Annotated in this window: 12 protein-coding genes; all 12 read left to right on the forward strand. The window is 69.9% G+C overall.

Annotated elements, in window-relative coordinates:
- Positions 1–5: 5 nt before the first annotated feature.
- Complete coding sequence (locus tag JHD77_RS27445; protein WP_031755698.1) at positions 6–6,383, forward strand: non-ribosomal peptide synthetase; 6,378 nt, start codon at positions 6–8, stop codon at positions 6,381–6,383.
- 67 nt (positions 6,384–6,450) lie between these two features.
- Positions 6,451–6,993 (forward strand): YbaK/EbsC family protein, encoded by a 543-nt coding sequence (locus JHD77_RS27450; RefSeq protein WP_003089366.1) that lies wholly within the window; start codon positions 6,451–6,453, stop codon positions 6,991–6,993.
- Between the two features lie 219 nt (positions 6,994–7,212).
- Positions 7,213–8,664, forward strand: coding sequence for a carbohydrate-binding protein (locus JHD77_RS27455; RefSeq protein WP_003089363.1), 1,452 nt, complete (start codon positions 7,213–7,215; stop codon positions 8,662–8,664).
- A gap of 176 nt (positions 8,665–8,840) precedes the next feature.
- The gene (locus JHD77_RS27460) at positions 8,841–9,590 is read left to right on the forward strand and encodes a GntR family transcriptional regulator (RefSeq protein ID WP_003089358.1); all 750 of its coding nucleotides are present in this window, start codon (positions 8,841–8,843) and stop codon (positions 9,588–9,590) included.
- Positions 9,587–11,311 (forward strand): fumarate reductase/succinate dehydrogenase flavoprotein subunit, encoded by a 1,725-nt coding sequence (locus JHD77_RS27465; protein WP_003113100.1) that lies wholly within the window; start codon positions 9,587–9,589, stop codon positions 11,309–11,311. Before JHD77_RS27460 ends, JHD77_RS27465 begins: the two co-directional genes overlap by 4 nt.
- A gap of 85 nt (positions 11,312–11,396) precedes the next feature.
- Positions 11,397–11,642 carry a 4Fe-4S dicluster domain-containing protein gene (locus JHD77_RS27470; protein WP_003089354.1) on the forward strand — a complete coding sequence of 82 codons (246 nt, stop codon included), beginning with the start codon at positions 11,397–11,399 and terminating at the stop codon, positions 11,640–11,642.
- A 134-nt stretch (positions 11,643–11,776) separates the two neighbouring features.
- Positions 11,777–13,183 (forward strand): ABC transporter substrate-binding protein, encoded by a 1,407-nt coding sequence (locus JHD77_RS27475; RefSeq protein WP_003113101.1) that lies wholly within the window; start codon positions 11,777–11,779, stop codon positions 13,181–13,183.
- Positions 13,184–13,207: 24 nt separating this feature from the next.
- Entirely contained in the window at positions 13,208–14,005 is a 798-nt protein-coding gene (locus JHD77_RS27480; protein ID WP_003113102.1) for an ABC transporter permease, read from the forward strand.
- Entirely contained in the window at positions 14,002–14,856 is an 855-nt protein-coding gene (locus JHD77_RS27485) for an ABC transporter ATP-binding protein (RefSeq protein ID WP_003122732.1), read from the forward strand. The genes JHD77_RS27480 and JHD77_RS27485 overlap by 4 nt, the downstream gene beginning before the upstream one ends.
- The gene (locus tag JHD77_RS27490) at positions 14,853–15,818 is read left to right on the forward strand and encodes a HEAT repeat domain-containing protein (RefSeq protein WP_016852895.1); all 966 of its coding nucleotides are present in this window, start codon (positions 14,853–14,855) and stop codon (positions 15,816–15,818) included. Before JHD77_RS27485 ends, JHD77_RS27490 begins: the two co-directional genes overlap by 4 nt.
- Positions 15,815–16,096, forward strand: coding sequence for a DUF971 domain-containing protein (locus JHD77_RS27495; protein WP_003113105.1), 282 nt, complete (start codon positions 15,815–15,817; stop codon positions 16,094–16,096). Before JHD77_RS27490 ends, JHD77_RS27495 begins: the two co-directional genes overlap by 4 nt.
- Before the next feature lie 341 nt (positions 16,097–16,437).
- A partial coding sequence (locus JHD77_RS32505) for a hypothetical protein (RefSeq protein ID WP_237614100.1) occupies positions 16,438–16,561 on the forward strand: 124 nt, incomplete at its 3' end.

Genomic DNA, 16,561 nt, shown 5'->3' on the forward strand with positions numbered 1-16,561 from the left:
TAGCCATGAGTGCGTCAGAAGACCTGCAATCCGCTGTGCAACCGGCCGCGAGCGAAGCGCTCGAAGGATTCCCGCTGTCTCCCTTGCAGACCCGCGCCTGGCGCCGCCATGCCGAGCGGCCGGAAAATACGGTTGTCGGCGTGCGCCTGCACGCCCCGGCCGATCCCGTGGCGACGCTGGAGCGGCTGCGCCGGGCGCTGGACGGCGAGGCGCAACTGCGCGTGGCCTACCGGACGATGCCGGGCATGAGCCTGCCGGTGCAGGTACTGGATGGGCGCGCGGCCGATCTGCTGGTCGAGCGCCTGCCGGGAGACGGCGACTGGGCCGGACGCTTCGCGCGCGAAAGCGAGCGTCTCGCCGCTTCGCCCCTGGGCGGGGAAGGCCAGCCGGTACTGGCGCTCGGCCTGCTGCTGGACGCCGCCGGAGAGACGCTCCAGGGGCTGTTGCTGGCGGCGCCGGCGTTCGTCGTCGATGCGGCCAGCCTGGTGGCGCTGCTGCGCCGCGGCCTGGGGCCGGCCGGCCAGGCGAGCGCGGACGAGGGAGACGAGGCGCTGCTGTTCCAGCATTTCTCCGAGTGGGCCAACGAGGCGCTGGCCGGCGAAGACGGCGAAAGCGCCAGCGGTTACTGGCGAGAGCAGGCGGCCGTTGCGGCGGAGAGTCCGCTGGCGCTGGCGGACGACCTGGGCGAAGGCGAGTGGACGGCGCGGCGCCTGCTGCCGCGCGCGCTGCTCGAACGCCTGGCAGCCAACGGCTTGCCGGAGGCGGCCGCCCTGCTGGCCTGGACCCAGGTCGCCGGGCAGTTCCAGGGCGACGAGGGACTCCCTCTGGAAATGGCGCGACTGGTCTCGGGGCGCCTGTTCAATGAGTTCGCCGAGCTGGCCGGACCGTTCGCCGGGGTCGCGCCGCTGTGCCTGGAGAATGTCCGCGCGGGCAGCGTCGGCGAGCGGCTCGACGCCCTCCAGGCGGCGATCCTCGCCCAGGAGGAGGCAGCGGCCCTGCGCGATCCCTTTGCCCCCGACTGGCCGCTCGCCGAGTTGGGCTTCGCCTGGCTGGCGGGCGAACTGGATGGCGCCGGGGTGGCCGAGCTGGATTGCCGTCAGCCGCCGCTGGGCGGGTTCCTCGAGTTGCAGGTGCTGCCCCACGGCGAAGGCCGGCTGGCCAGCCTGCGGGTCCGCCGCGACCATGACGGAACGCTGGCCGGGCGCTTGCTCGACGCCTGGGTCGAATGCCTGGAAAGCATCGCCGCCGACAGGCAACTGCCACTGGCCGGGCTGCCGTTGATCGGCGCGGCCGAGCGCGAGCGCTACCAGGCCTGGCAGGGCGAGCGCGTGGAGCCCGCGCCGGTGGAATCCCTGGTGGCCGCGTTCGATCTGCGCGCCGCCCTGCAGCCGCAGGCGCCGGCGTTGCTGGATGCCCACGGCAGCCTGGATTTCGCCACGCTGCGCGCGCGCAGCGAAGCGGTCGCCGAAGCGCTGCTGGCTGCCGGCGTGCGGCCCGGCCAGGCGGTGGCGGTGATGACCGGGCGCAACCGCGAGGCGATCGTCGCCCTGCTCGGGGTGATGCGCGCGGCGGCGGTGTATACCCCGGTCAATCCGGAGTTTCCGGCGGCGCGGGTGGAGCGGATGCGCGAAGCGGGTGGGATCGTCTTCGCCCTTGCCGATGCCGAGTGCGCCGGGCGCGCCCGCGAGGACTTCGCCGGGGCCTCCCTGGACCTGTCGACGCTGCCGCTTGCCGGCAGCGGCATGAGCCTGCCGGCGCCGGGCGGGCGCGATGCGGCCTACATGATCTTCACCTCGGGCACCAGCGGCCAGCCCAAAGGCGTGGTGGTCGAGCACGCCAGCGCGCTCAACCTGTCCCAGGCCCTGGCGCGCACGGTATACGCGAACGTGGTGGGCGAGGGCCTGCGGGTGACGGTCAACGCGCCGTTCTCCTTCGACTCCTCGATCAAGCAGATTCTCCAGTTGCTCTCCGGCCATTGCCTGGTCCTGGTGCCGCAGGAGGTGCGCAGCGATCCGCAGCGGATGCTGGGGTTCCTCGAAGAACGGCGCATCGACGTGCTCGACTGCACCCCGTCGCTGTTCCGCCTGCTGCTCCAGGCCGGCCTCGACGATGCCCACCCGGCGCTGCCCGGGCGCATCCTGGTAGGGGGCGAGCGCTTCGACGAAGCGTCCTGGGAGGTCGCCGCCGGCTGGCGCCGCTGCCAGGTGTTCAATCTCTACGGTCCTACCGAAGCCACGGTGAACGCCAGCCTGGCGCGGGTCGCCGAGCATGCGCGGCCGACCATCGGCCGCGCCCTGGCCAACGTCGATCTGCATGTGGTCGATGGCCTCGGTCGTCGCAAGACCCGTGGCGCCAGCGGCGAACTGTGGATCGGCGGCGCCGGGGTGGCGCGCGGCTATGCCGGCGACGCCGGCGAGGCGGCCGGGCGCTTCCTCGAGGAGGGCTGGCCGGGCAGCGGCCGCCTGTACCGCAGCGGCGACCTGGTGCGCTGGCGCGCCGACGGTTGCCTGGAGTTCCTCGGGCGGATCGACGAACAGGTGAAGATCAACGGCTACCGCATCGAACTGGGCGAGATCCGCAGCGCGTTGCTGGAACACCCGGCGGTGGGCGAGGCGGCGGTACTCACCGACGAGGCCGATGCGGCCGAACCGGGCGCGGATCGCCGGATCGTCGCCTTCGTCACCGCCGCCGAGGAGACCGCGGACGAGTCCTGGCTGGAAGTCGACCTGCCCAGCGGGCACCGGGTCGCCGGACTGAACCTCAACGAAACCGAGTACGTCTACCAGGAAATCTTCGTCGACGAGGTCTACAGCCGCGACGGCATCGTCCTGCCGCCGGACGCGGTGGTCCTCGACGTCGGTGCCAACATCGGCCTGTTCTCGCTGTACATCGCCAGCCGCGCGCCGCGCGCGCGAGTGGTCGCCTTCGAGCCGCTGGCACCGATCCGCCGGCGCCTGGAGGCCAACCTCGGACGCTACGCACCGCAGGTCGAGGTATTCGGCATCGGCCTGTCCGACGCCGAGCGCGAGGAAACCTTCACCTACTATCCGGGCTACTCGACCTTCTCCGGGATCGCCGAGTACGCCGACGCCAGCGGCGAACGCGACGTCATCCGACGCTACCTGAGCAACCAGGGCGAGGAGGGCGGGGCCAACCTGCTGCTGGACAACATCGACGAAATCCTCGACGACCGCCTGCGCGCCGAAGCCCACCGCTGCCGCCTGCGCCGCCTCGACCAGGTGATCGGCGAACTGGGCCTGGAGCGTATCGACCTGCTGAAGATCGACGTGCAGCGCGCGGAAATGGATGTGCTGCTCGGTCTCGACGATGCGGCGCTGGCCAAGGTCCGGCAGATCGTCCTGGAGGTCCATGACAAGCGCGACGGTGCCACCGCCGGCCGCGCCGATGCCTTGAGCGACCTGCTGCGCCGCCATGGCTTCGAGGTGAGCATCCGTCAGGACGCGCTGCTGGAGGGTACCGACCGTTACAACTGCTACGCGGTGCGCCCGGGCTATGCCGAGTCGCTGGCCGAGCGCATCGACTGGCGCGCGCTCGCGCCGCGCCCCGCCGCGGCCCTCGGCGGCGAGCTGAGCGAGCAGGCCCTGCGTGGCTTCCTCGAGGCGCGCCTGCCGGCCTACATGCTGCCGAGCCGGATCGCCCGGGTCGAACGCCTGCCGCTGACCACCGAAGGCAAGCTCGACCGTCGCGCGCTGTTGGCGGCGCTGGCCGCCGAGGCGGCCGCGCAGACCCTGGAAGCGCCGGCCAATGCCACCGAGGCGGCCCTGCTGGAGATCTGGAAGAGCGTGCTGAAACGCCCGGCGATCGGCGTCAGCGACAATTTCTTCCAGGTCGGCGGCGACTCCATCCGCCTGATCCAGATGCAGGTCATGGCGCGCGAGGCGGGGCTTGCCTTTACCCTGCGCGACGTGTTCAACCACCAGAGCATCCGCGAACTGGCGCGCCTGCTGGCCGCTCCGGCGAGTCCGGCGGATGCGGCCGCGAGCTCGGCGCCGCGGGTGCTGGAGCCGTTCGCCCTGTTGTCGGCGGCGGAACGCAAGCGCCTGCCGGAGGGGCTCGACGACGCCTATCCGATGACCAGCCTGCAACAGGGCATGCTCCTGCAAAGCGAGGCCAGCGGCGATCCACGGCTGTTGCACAACGTCGTCCTGCACGAGGTGCATGGACGCCTGGACGGCGAGTTGCTGGCGCGCGCCTGGGCGATCCTGATCGGCCGCCACGCGATCCTGCGTACCGGCTTCGACCTGCACGGTGGCCAGGTTCCCCTGCAATGGGTCCACCCGGCCGCTGCGGTCGCCGCCGAGGTGCCGGTGCACGACCTGTGTGGCCTCGATGGGGAAACACGGCGCCTGCGCCTGCGTGCCTGGATCGAGGAAGAGCAGGCCACCCCGTTCGACTGGAGCCGCCCACCGCTGGTGCGCCTCGCCGCGCTGGCGCTGGACGAGCGGCGCTTCGCCCTGGGCGTCGCCGAACACCATAGCGTGCTGGACGGCTGGAGCCTGCAAAGCCTGGTGGACGAGCTGCTGGCGGTCTACGCCGACCTTCTCGCCGGTGTCGTCGCGCGGGAAGCGGAAGCGCCCGCGGTAGGCTTCCGCGACTACGTGGCGCTGGAGCGTGAGGCCGAGGCCAACGCCGCCTCGGCGCTGTTCTGGCTCGACTACCTGGCCGGCGCCCGCTACCGGCCGTTGCCCGGCCTGGCGGAGGAGGGACCCCGGCGCATGGCGGCGGTCCGCGTGGACGTGCCGGCCGGCAGCCTGTCGCGCTTGCGCGCCCTGGCCGAACGCAGCGGCTTGCCCTTGCGTTCGTTGTTGCTGGCGGCGCATGGCCGAGCGTTGTGCCGCTTCAGCGATGCCGATGAAGTAGTCACCGGCTTCGTCAGCCACGGGCGCCCCGAGGAGCCGGGAGCGGACCGCCTGCTCGGCCTGTTCCTGAACACCCTGCCGTGCCGGCTGTCGGCTTCCGTCGATCTGCTCGACAGCGCCCGTCGCGCATTCGACTACGAGCGCGCGAGCCTGGAACATCGGCGCCATCCGCTGGCGGCGATTCGCAGGCGCAACCGCGAGTTGCGCCTGGACAGCCTGTTCAACTTCGTCGACTTCCACCAGGACGACGCCGCGCCGACGGCGGGAGTAAGGCACGGCGGCATCCTCGACCAGGTGGTGGTGGACGTCGACGTGCCGCTGGCGGTGGACTTCGAGGTGGCCGGCGAGCGCCTCGAGGTGGGCTTCCAGTACGCCGCCGGACGTTTCCCCGCCGAGCGCGCCGAGGCGCTGGCCGACGCCTACCGCGAGGCGTTGCTGGCGCTGCTCGAGGACCCGGCGCAGCCGCCCACGGCGGCCCAGGCCGAGGACAGCGTGGAGCTGCGGCGGGTGCTCAAGGTGTTGTCCCGGGTGCTCGGCCGGCCGCTGGCGGCCGACCAGGGCTTCGCCAGTGCCGGCGGGCATTCGCTGCTGGGCGTGCAGGCGATCGCCGAATTGCGCCGGCTGACCGGCAGGCAACTGAGCCTGGGGCTGTTGCAGGGCGATCCGGATGCCCGCGAAGTGGTGCGCCGCTGCCATGCCGCCGACGCGCCGCCGTTGCCGCCCGCCACCGAGCGCGCCCGGGCCCTGTGGTTGCAGCGCAGCGGGAGCGCGCAGCCGCGCCTGCGCCTGATCGCGCTGCCGCCCGCGGGCGGCAACGCCGGCACTTTCCGTGGTTGGGACGCGCGCCTGCCGGCGGACGTGGAGCTGCTGGCGATCCAGTATCCGGGGCGCCAGGAACGCCAGGACGAGCCATTCGTCACCGATGTAGAGGCCATGCTCTGTGCCATCGACGACGCGCTCCTGCCATTGCTCGACCGTCCGTTCGCCCTGATCGGCGCCAGCCTCGGCGGCATGCTCGCCTACGAACTGGCGGCACGCCTGGAAAGCCTGCACGGCCTGCGCGCCAGGCAGTTGTTCGTGATCAGCAGCCGCGCTCCGGGGCCGGACCTGGAATACCCGCGCTTCCATGCGATGGGCGACGCCGAGTTGCTGCGAACCCTGCGCGAGTACGACGTGCTGCCGCTGGAAGTGCTCGACGACCCGGAGCTGCGCGAGATCAGCCTGGCCACCCTGCGCGCCGATTCGCGCCTGGCCGCCGACTATCGCTACCGCCCGCGCGAGCCGCTGGCCATACCGATCACCGCGATCCTCGGCGAGCAGGACCCGGGCGTCTCCAGGGTGGCCATCGACGGCTGGCGGCGGCACGCCAGCCGCTACGAGCTGGAGACCCTGGCCGGCGGCCACGGCCTGGTGGTGACGGCGGCGGAGGAGGTCTGCGCGATCCTGCGGCAGCGCCTGGCGCCCGATGTGCCTGGCGGCGTGCCGGCGAACCTGGCAACCTGAACCGCCGGCCCCTGCCGCCCGCCTGGCGGCAGGGGCCGGTGCCGTCCGTCTTCATTCGAGGTTGCCCATGGTTCTGCGCGAATACACCCAACGCCACCGGCTCGACGCCGTCGCCCCGGCCGACTACCACCGCCATCTGCCGGAGCAGGTCGCGCGCGGCCTGCCTTCCGCCGAGCTGGTGGTGTTCCGCGTCGCCGACGAGCATTCCGACACCGCGGCGTTCAGCGCACGCTACGGCTTTGGCCTGGAGGACTGCGCCAACACCCTGGTCCTGCGCTACAAGCGCGACGGCGCCGAAGGCTATGCCGCGGTGGTCAACCTGGGCTCGCGGCGGCTCGACGTGAACGGCGCGGTCAAGGCGCTGCTCGGGGCCCGCCGGCTGTCCTTCGCCGCCCGCGAGGTCGCCACCGAGCTGACCGGCATGCAGTTCGGCGGCATCACCGCGTTCGGCTTGCCCGAAGGCATGCCGCTGCTGGTCGACGCGGCGGTCTTCGAACGGCCGTTGGTGGTGATGGGCGCCGGGGTCCGCGAGACCAAGCTGCTGCTGTCCCCGGCACTGCTGAAAGACCTTCCCGGAGTGGTGGTCGCCGAACTCAGCGAAGCCGGTTGAACCCGGCGCGGAGCATCGCCGCCGCGGCTCTGCCAATTGTGGTAGGTGAAGCCTTCCGCCGTCTCTGCAACCATGCCCCCGCCCTGATCGCGACAAACGCCGGAATGCCCCGTGGTAGACGCTCGCGCCTGTTTTTTCTAAGCGTTCGCGGCGGCCACGGCGCGGTTCGTCGGACAGCCCCTCCGGATGCGTTTCCTACCTTCATCCGAGGAGCGGTAAATGATCAGGATCGACTTTTCCCAGTTGCACCAGGCCCGCGAAGATGCCGCGGCGGCCATGCCGAGCATCGCCGGCAAGAAGATTCTCATGGGCTTCTGGCACAACTGGCCGGCCGGCGCCGCCGACGGCTACCAGCAGGGCTCGTTCGCCAACATCGCGCTGGAAGACGTGCCGAGCGAGTACAACGTGGTCGCCGTGGCCTTCATGAAAGGGCGCGGCATCCCGACCTTCCAGCCATACAACCTGTCCGACGCGGAGTTTCGCCGCCAGGTCGGCGTGCTCAACGCCCAGGGCCGCGCGGTGCTGATTTCGCTGGGGGGCGCCGACGCGCACATCGAGTTGCACGCCGGGCAGGAGCAGGCGCTGGCCGCCGAGATCGTCCGTCTGGTGGAAACCTACGGTTTCGACGGTCTGGACATCGACCTCGAGCAGAGCGCCATCGACCTGGCCGACAACCAGCGGGTGCTGCCGGCGGCCCTCAAGCTGGTGCGCGAGCACTACGCCGGGCAGGGCAAGCACTTCATCGTCAGCATGGCCCCGGAGTTTCCCTATCTGCACAAGAACGGCAAGTACGTGCCTTATCTGCAGGCCCTGGAAGGCGTCTACGACTTCATCGCGCCGCAGTACTACAACCAGGGCGGCGACGGCCTGTGGGTCCAGGAGGCGAACGGCGGCAAGGGCGCCTGGATCGCGCAGAACAACGACGCGATGAAAGAAGACTTCCTCTACTACCTCACCGAGAGCCTGGCCACCGGCAGCCGCGACTTCGTGCGGATCCCGGCGCAGCGCCTGGCCATCGGCCTGCCGAGCAACGTCGATGCGGCGGCTACCGGCTACGTGATCGATCCCGCCGCGGTGAGCAACGCGTTTCGCCGCCTGGAAGCCGCCGGTCACGCGATCAAGGGCCTGATGACCTGGTCGGTGAACTGGGACGATGGCCTGAACAAGCGCGGCGAGCGCTACAACTGGGAGTTCCGCAAGCGCTACGCCAGCCTCATCCATGACGGCGAGGGCGGCGACCAGCGCCCGGCGGCGCCGCAGGGCCTGCGTCTGCTGGAGCGCGGCGAGACCAGCCTGGTGCTGGCCTGGAACGCCTCCAGCGGGCAGCGTCCGATCGATTACTACAGCCTCTATCGCGACGGCGCCATGGTTGGCCAGAGCGCCGCGCTGGGTTCCACCGACAGCGGCCTGACGGCGGACACCCGCTACAGCTATTTCGTCACCGCCACCGATACCCAGGGCAACCAGTCGCTGCCCAGCGAAGGCCTGGAGGTCAGCACCAGCGGCGGGGCGGTGGATCCGCAATTCCCGCAGTGGCGGGAGAACCAGGCCTACCGGGTCGACGATGGGGTGACCTACGAGGGGCTGCGCTATCTCTGCCTGCAGGCGCACACCTCCAACAGCGGCTGGACGCCGCCGGTAGCCTTCACCCTCTGGCGGCCGCTGCGCTGAGGGGGCGGGCCGGTCCGCGCCGCGGGCCGGCCCTTTGGCCGGCGAGAACCACGCACGGGGCGGTGGCCTATCCATATGCGTTTTCGGTATTTCCGCTTGATCGTTCATGGCGTTTACCATCACAGCATAACTTGTTATAACAAGTGTCCGAGCCACTCCGACGAGCGAATCCGACCATGGGCAAACTGCTCCCGCTTTCTCCCGTGCCGCTGTACAGCCAGCTCAAGGAGCTGCTGCGCGGGCGCATCCTCGACGGCGTCTACCCGCCGCTCAGCCGCATGCCTTCGGAGAACGAGCTGGGCAAGGCCTTCGACGTCAGCCGCATCACCGTGCGCCAGGCGCTCGGCGACCTGCAGAAGGAAGGGCTGATCTTCAAGATCCACGGCAAGGGCACCTTCGTCGCTCGGCCGAAGGCGTTCCAGAACGTCAGCACCCTGCAAGGCCTGGGCGAGTCCATGACGCAGATGGGCTACGAGGTCATCAACCGCCTGCACGGCCTGCGCTACGTGCCGGCCGGCGCGCAGGTGGCCGAGCGCCTGCGGGTGGAAGAGGGCAGCCCTGTGTGCGAGATCAAGCGGGTGCGGCTGGTCAACCGCGAGCCGGTTTCGCTGGAAGTCACCTACCTGCCGCAGGCGCTCGGCGAGCGCCTGGAGAAGGCCGACCTGGTGACCCGCGACATCTTCCTGATCCTCGAGAACGATTGCGGCATTCCCCTCGGCCATGCCGACCTGGCCATCGACGCGGTGCTCGCCGATGCCGACCTGACCCGCGCCCTGGCGGTCGAGGAGGGCGCGCCGATCATGCGCATCGAGCGCCTGACCCATGCCGCCGACGGCGCGCCGCTGGACTTCGAATACCTCTACTACCGCGGTGACGCTTTCCAGTATCGCCTGCGCATCGATCGGCAGAAGGGAGAGCGGGCATGAACACCCTGGAGCAGGAATACGACATCGTGGTGATCGGCGGCGGCACCGCCGGGCCGATGGCGGCGATCAAGGCCAAGGAACACGACCGCGAACTGCGCGTGCTGCTGGTGGACAAGGCCAACGTCAAGCGCAGCGGCGCCATCAGCATGGGCATGGACGGGCTGAACAACGCCATCGTCCCCGGCCACGCCACGGCCGAGCAGTACACCCGGGAAATCACCGTGGCCAACGACGGCATCGTCAACCAGGCGGCGGTCTACGCCTATGCCAGCCACAGCTTCGAGACCCTGCGGCAACTGGATCGCTGGGGCGTCAGGTTCGAAAAGGACGAGACCGGCGACTATGCGGTGAAGAAGGTCCACCACATGGGCGCCTACGTGCTGCCGATGCCGGAAGGGCACGACATCAAGAAGGTGCTCTACCGCCAGCTCAAGCGTGCGCGGATCCCCATCGCCAACCGCCTGGTCTGCACCCGCCTGCTCACCGATGCCGAGGGCGCGGTGAACGGCGTACTCGGTTTCGACTGCCGCAGCGGCGACTTCCATGTGATCCGCGCCAAGGCGGTGATCCTCTGCTGCGGCGCGGCGGGCCGCCTGGGCCTGCCGTCCTCGGGCTACCTGATGGGTACCTACGAGAACCCGACCAACGCCGGCGACGGCTACGCCATGGCCTATCATGCCGGCGCCGAGCTGGCCAACCTGGAATGCTTCCAGATCAACCCGCTGATCAAGGACTACAACGGCCCGGCCTGTGCCTACGTCACCGGCCCGCTGGGTGGCTATACCGCCAACGCCAGGGGTGAGCGCTTCATCGAATGCGACTACTGGAGCGGGCAGATGATGTGGGAGTTCCACCAGGAACTCGAAGGCGGCAATGGCCCGGTGTTCCTCAAGCTCGACCACCTGGCGGAGGAAACCATCCAGACCATCGAGGACATCCTCCATGGCAACGAACGCCCCAGTCGCGGGCAGTTCCACGCCGGGCGCGGCACCGACTACCGCCAGCAGATGGTCGAGATGCACATTTCCGAGATCGGCTTCTGCTCCGGCCACTCGGCCTCCGGCGTGTGGGTCAACGAGAAGGCCGAGACCAGCGTGAAGGGCCTCTACGCCGCCGGCGACATGGCCGCGGTGCCGCACAACTACATGCTCGGCGCCTTCACCTATGGCTGGTTCGCCGGGCGCAACGCCGCCGAATACGTCGCCGGGCGCGCCTTCAGCGCGGTCGACCGCGCCCAGGTCGAGCGCGAGCGTGCGCGGATCGAGGCGCCGCTGCTGCGCGAGCATGGCCTGCCGGCGGCGCAGGTGGAGTACAAGCTGCGCCGGCTGGTCAACGACTACCTGCAACCGCCCAAGGTGACCCGCAAGATGGAATTGGGCCTGCAACGCATCCAGGCCATCGCCGAGGACCTGGAGCGGATCAAGGCGGACAACCCCCACGAGCTGATGCGCGCCCTGGAAGTCAGCGTTATCCGCGATTGCGCGGAGATGGCCGCGCGCGCCTCGCTGTTCCGCACCGAGAGCCGCTGGGGCCTGTACCACCACCGGGTGGACTATCCGCGGCGCGACGACGCTGCCTGGTTCTGCCACGCGCACCTGAAGAAGGACGAGCAGGGACGCATGGCCAGCTTCAGGAAACCGGTCGAACCCTACCTGTTCGCCATCGACGAGGGCGAACAGCAGGCCTACCAGCGCCTGCGGCTGAGGAACGACGCCGCCTAGGGCCCCACGCCCCGGCGTAGTACCGCTAGACACCGAGCCCGCCGCCACGAAAGCGGGCCAGATCGAACCACGAGGACCGCGTGCCATGGCCTACCGACCCCAGGACATCTTCTTCCGCAGCAGCGCCCCGGTGACCATCGACGAAGACCGCTGCATCGCCGACAAGGGCTGCACCGTCTGCGTCGAGGTCTGCCCGATGGACCTGCTGGCCATCGATCCGACGACCCGCAAGGCCTACATGGCCTACGACGAGTGCTGGTACTGCATGCCTTGCGAAAAGGACTGCCCGACCGGCGCGGTGAAGGTCGAGATTCCCTACCTGCTGCGCTGACGCCCGCTCCCGGCAAGCGAGGCAGAACCCGCCATCCGGCCACTCCCGGACGCCACTCTGAAACACCCCTCGTTTCCCACCACCGTCCGGGTGGCGGAGACGATTCCCATGACCATGATTCGAGGGGAATCCCCATGCGACTGCGTGCAATCCTGGCCAGCCTGGCGCTGGCCCTGACTTCCCTGGGTGCCCAGGCGGAAACCATCCGCGTGGCCATCGGCACTCAGGACACCACCATCAACTGCGCCGCCGGCGGGCTGCTGATCCGCGAGCTGGGCCTGCTGGAGAAATACCTGCCGCGCGACGGCCGCTACAAGGATGCGGACTACCGGGTGGAGTGGAAGAACTTCACCAGTGGCGCACCGCTGACCAACGAGATGGTCGCCGGCAAGCTCGACTTCGGCGCCATGGCCGACTTTCCCGGCACCTTCAACGGCGTGGCCTTCGCCGCCGCCGGCAAGCGCAGCCTGTTCATCAGCGTGCTGTCCGGCAGCACCCGTGGCAGCGGCAACGGCATCGTGGTACCGAGCGGCTCGCCGGTGCAGTCGCTGGCCGAACTGAAAGGCCAGACCATCTCCGTACCGTTCGCCTCCACCGCCCATGGCATGCTGCTGCGCGCGGTGGCGGCGCAAGGCTGGGACCCGCAGCGCGACGTGACCATCATCGCCCAGCCGCCGGAAATCGCCGGTTCGGCCTTGCAGGCGAACAAGATTGCCGCCCATGCCGACTTCGTACCCTTCGCCGAGCTGTTCCCCAATCGCGGCTTCGCCCGCAAGATCTACGACGGTTCCCAGGCCAACGCGCCGACCTTCCATGGCGCGCTGGTGGACGCCGCCTACGCCGAGCGCTATCCGGAGGTGGTGGTGGCCTACCTGCGGGCGAGCATCGAAGCCAATCGACTGCTGGCCGCCGAACCGGAGAAATACAGCGAGCTGATCGAGAAGGTCACCGGCATCGAGGCCGAGGTCAATTACCTGTTCCACGGTCCGCTCGGCCTGCAGACCCGCGACCAGGCCTGGAAACCCGAATACCGCCAGGCGCTGGCGACCTCCATCGACACCCTGAAGCTGCTGAAGAAGGCCGACCGTGGGCTGGACGTCGAGCGTTTCGTCGACGACCGCTACATCCGCGAGGCCTACCGTCAGGCCGGGCTGGACTACCAGGCGGCGCTGGCAGACTACGCACCGTCGCCGCTGCGCGCCAGCGACGCGCGCAGCGGCCGGCCGATCGAGGAGTTCGAACGGGTAGCGCAGATCTGGGTGAAGGGCGAGGCCAGGGTGCGCCATTACGCTTCGCCGGAGTCGGCCCTGGCCGATCTTGCCGAGCTGAAGGCGCAGGGCAAGGCGATTCGTGCGATCTACGCCCAGGATCGTGACAGCGGGATCAAGCTGCTGGCCAACCAGGCGTGGTTCGTCCGCGACGGCGAGGGTCGCCTCAACGCCTTCCTGCTCCGCGAGCAGGCCCAGGACTATGCCCGCCGCCATGGTGGCGAGGTACGCGACTTTGCCGCCGCCAGCCAGCAGGCGCTGGCGCTCCGCTGAGGCGGGCGTCTTCGGAGTCCGCCCATGAGTTCGCTTCCGATCTCCCGACCCTGGCGCTGGGCCACCCGCGCCGCCTCGCTGGCGGCCTGCCTGGCGTTCTGGCAGCTCGCCGCCGGTCTGCAACTGAATCTGGGCCTGGTGACCTTCGCCAACGTGCCGACGCCCGGCGCGGTGTTGCTGGCGGCCTGCAACCTGGCCCAGTCCAGCGTGCTCCTGGCGCACCTCGGCGCCAGTCTGGCGCGGGTCTTCGCCGGCTATCTGCTGGCCGCCGCGCTGGGCATCGCCCTCGGCCTGGCGATCGGCCGCTCGGCCTGGGCCGAGGCCTTGCTGCTGCCGCCGCTGGAAGTGCTGCGGCCGATCCCGGCGGTGGCCTGGATTCCCCTGGCGATCCTGATGTTCCCTTCGTCGGAGGCCTCGATGATCTTCATTACCTTCACCGGCGCGCTGTTCCCGATCCTGCTCAATACCGTGCATGGCGTGGAGGCGCTCGATCCGCGCCTGCTGGCTTCGGCGCGCAGCCTGGGGGCGGGGCGCCGGGCGCTGCTGCGCGAGGTGCTGCTGCCCGGCGCCGGACCGGGCATCTTCACCGGCCTGGCGATCGGCATGGGCACCTCCTGGTTCTGCCTGGTGACCGCCGAGATGATCTCCGGGCAATGGGGACTGGGTTACTACACCTGGGCTTCCTACAACATCCAGAACTACGACGAGGTGGTGGTCGGCATGCTGCTCATCGGCCTCTTCGGCATGGGCAGCAGTGGGTTGGTGAAGCGCGTCGGCGCGTCGCTGACGCCCTGGTACGCGGCGGGAGGCAAGGTCCGATGACGACGGCCGGCAACAGCCTGGGGCGCATCCAGATCCGCGACCTGAGCATCCGCCTGGGGCAGGGGAGCGAAGCCTTCGAGGCGGTCCGCGATCTGAGCCTGGAGGCGCGGCCGGGCGAGTTCGTCTGCCTGCTCGGGCCTTCGGGATGCGGCAAGTCGACCCTGCTCGGCGCCCTGGCCGGCCACCTGCGGCCAAGCGCCGGCAGCGTGAGGGTCGACGGCCGGAGCGTGGAAGGACCTTCGCCGCAGCGTGGCATGGTATTCCAGCAGCACACCCTGTTCCCCTGGCGGCGGGTCCGCGACAACGTCGCCTTCGGCCTGAAGATGCAGGGCCTGGCCCGCGCCGAGCGCAACCGGCGCGCCATGGAGATGCTCGGACTGGTGGGGTTGGCGGACTTCGCCGGGCGCTGGCCCGGCCAACTGTCCGGGGGTATGCAGCAGCGCGTGGAGATCGCCCGGGTGCTGGTCAACCGGCCGCGCCTGCTGCTGATGGACGAGCCCTTCGGCGCCCTCGACGCGCAGACCCGGCTGAAGATGCAGACCTTGCTGCTGGACGTATGGGCGCGGGTCCGCACCACGGTGCTGTTCGTCACCCACGACATCGACGAGGCCCTGTACCTGGCGGACAGGGTGCTGGTGATGAGCCCCCGTCCGGGACGGATCATAGCCGACCTGGCGCTGGACTTCCCGCGCCCTCGCGACACCCGGCTGGTGACCAGCGCCGACTTCGTGCGCCTGAAACGCCACTGCCTGGAACTGCTCGACCACGACGACGGCCGCCAGTTGCCGCGCCTGACCCCGCTCGGCTTGCCGCCGGGCATCACCCCGGACCGACTGCGGATCGCCATATGACCTGTAAAAACGCCACCCTGCCCGAAATCCTCGAACTGTCGCCGCGCCTGGAGGACGCCGACCCCGGCGTACGCCGCCTGGCGCTGATCGAACTGGCCGACCTGGAGCTGCCGGAGGCGCTGCCGTTGCTGGTTGCGGCCCTGCGCGGCGATCCCGACCCCGGCGTGCGCGGCGAGGCCGCGCGCCTGCTGGAGGCCTGGGAGGAAGACGCGGTGGTCGATGCGCTCTGTGCGGCCCTGGCCGATCCGCTGCCGGCGGTGGCCGAGGCCGCCGCGCAGAGCCTTGGCGAACTCAAGGAACCGGCCGCCGGGCGGCGCCTGCTGCCGTGGCTCGGGCATGCCGATGCCTTCGTCCGCGCCAGCGTATTGCGTGCGTTGCGCGAACTGCGCCTGGAGGAGAGCGCCGTGCCGGCCCTGGCCGCCCTCGGCGATCCGCAGGCGGCGGTGCGCCGCGAGGCGGTGGCGGTACTCGGCTGGCTCCGCCACCAGCCGGCCCTGGCCGAACTGGCCAGGCTGGCCAGCGCCGATGTCGACCCGGAGGTACGCCGGGCGGCCACCGGCGCCCTCGGCCTGAGCCGCGAGGCGACGGTGCTGCCGGCGCTCTGCGCGGCGCTGGCGGACGCTCAATGGCAGGTTCGCGAAGAGGCGGCGACGACCCTTGGCAAGCTGGGCCGGGAGGAGGCCGGCGAGCCGCTGCTGAAGGCCCTGGCGGACGACTACTGGCAGGTCCGCCTGCGCGCCGCGCGGGCGCTCGGGCGCTTGCGCCACCGCCCGGCGCGGGAGGCGCTGGAAGCATTGCTCGGCCATCCCATCGGCAACCTGCGCAAGGAGGCCGCCCTGGCCCTCGGCGAACTGGCGGACCCGGCCTCGGCCCAGGCCTTGCGGGTCGCCGAAGGCGACGGCGATCCCGAGGTGCGCAAGGCGGTGCGCATCGCTCTGGCGCAACTGCGGATGCCGGCATGACCCAGCCGCCGCTGCGCCTGCGCAATTCCGCCAGGGACGGCTGGCTGATGCTCGAATGGGCGGACGGCGCGGTCAGCCGGATCGACCATGCGCGCCTGCGCGCCGCCTGTCCCTGTGCGCAATGCCGGGCGCAGCGCCTGCGCGGACGGATCGTCGCGGCGGAGCAGGGCGTGCGCCTGCGCGATATCCGCCTGCAGGGCTACGGCGTGCAGTTGCTGTTCGACGATGGTCACGAGCGCGGTATCTACCCCTGGTCCTATCTGCGCGACGAACTCTGAGGCGGGTATTGTTCCGCTCCCGGCAACAACGTGAAGCGTGTTCATGGGTTTCAGATTGTTGCCAATCCCTGCGTTGTCCCCGTCCCGCCACGGCCACCACCCGGGTGACCCGCTCGAAGGCCCGCCGCCTGGCTTCGTTGTCGTTTCCGTAACACTGTTTTCCAGCCTGAAACGTTTCAGCTTTACTTGCAAAGACCTTATCATTCGCAAATTAACCATTGTTCTGCTTGGCTCAGATCATGAGTCCTCTTCATAAACCCTTGCTCCTTGCAAGGTTATCGAGGAAGTAGAGCGGTCGCTGCGTGCGGCCAGTCGATCATTCGCAACGAGGAAGCGTTCGCGTGAAATCCCATCTTCTCCGCCCGGCCCTGCGCCCCGTGGCCGGCGGCCTATTGTCCGCCTCCCTGCTGTGCAACGCGGCGCACGCCGCCGAGGCGTTCTCGCCGAACTCGAAATGGATGCTCG

Source organism: Pseudomonas sp. P20 (assembly GCF_016463925.1).
Taxonomy (GTDB): Bacteria; Pseudomonadota; Gammaproteobacteria; order Pseudomonadales; family Pseudomonadaceae; genus Pseudomonas; species Pseudomonas aeruginosa.

Coding starts and splice junctions, on each gene's coding strand:
- JHD77_RS27465 (WP_003113100.1), top strand. CDS start 9,587: ATGAACACCCTGGAGCAGGAATACGACATCGTGGTGATCGGCGGCGGC.
- JHD77_RS27460 (WP_003089358.1), top strand. CDS start 8,841: ATGGGCAAACTGCTCCCGCTTTCTCCCGTGCCGCTGTACAGCCAGCTC.
- JHD77_RS27485 (WP_003122732.1), top strand. CDS start 14,002: ATGACGACGGCCGGCAACAGCCTGGGGCGCATCCAGATCCGCGACCTG.
- JHD77_RS27475 (WP_003113101.1), top strand. CDS start 11,777: ATGCGACTGCGTGCAATCCTGGCCAGCCTGGCGCTGGCCCTGACTTCC.
- JHD77_RS27495 (WP_003113105.1), top strand. CDS start 15,815: ATGACCCAGCCGCCGCTGCGCCTGCGCAATTCCGCCAGGGACGGCTGG.
- JHD77_RS27480 (WP_003113102.1), top strand. CDS start 13,208: ATGAGTTCGCTTCCGATCTCCCGACCCTGGCGCTGGGCCACCCGCGCC.
- JHD77_RS27490 (WP_016852895.1), top strand. CDS start 14,853: ATGACCTGTAAAAACGCCACCCTGCCCGAAATCCTCGAACTGTCGCCG.
- JHD77_RS27470 (WP_003089354.1), top strand. CDS start 11,397: ATGGCCTACCGACCCCAGGACATCTTCTTCCGCAGCAGCGCCCCGGTG.
- JHD77_RS27455 (WP_003089363.1), top strand. CDS start 7,213: ATGATCAGGATCGACTTTTCCCAGTTGCACCAGGCCCGCGAAGATGCC.
- JHD77_RS27450 (WP_003089366.1), top strand. CDS start 6,451: ATGGTTCTGCGCGAATACACCCAACGCCACCGGCTCGACGCCGTCGCC.
- JHD77_RS27445 (WP_031755698.1), top strand. CDS start 6: ATGAGTGCGTCAGAAGACCTGCAATCCGCTGTGCAACCGGCCGCGAGC.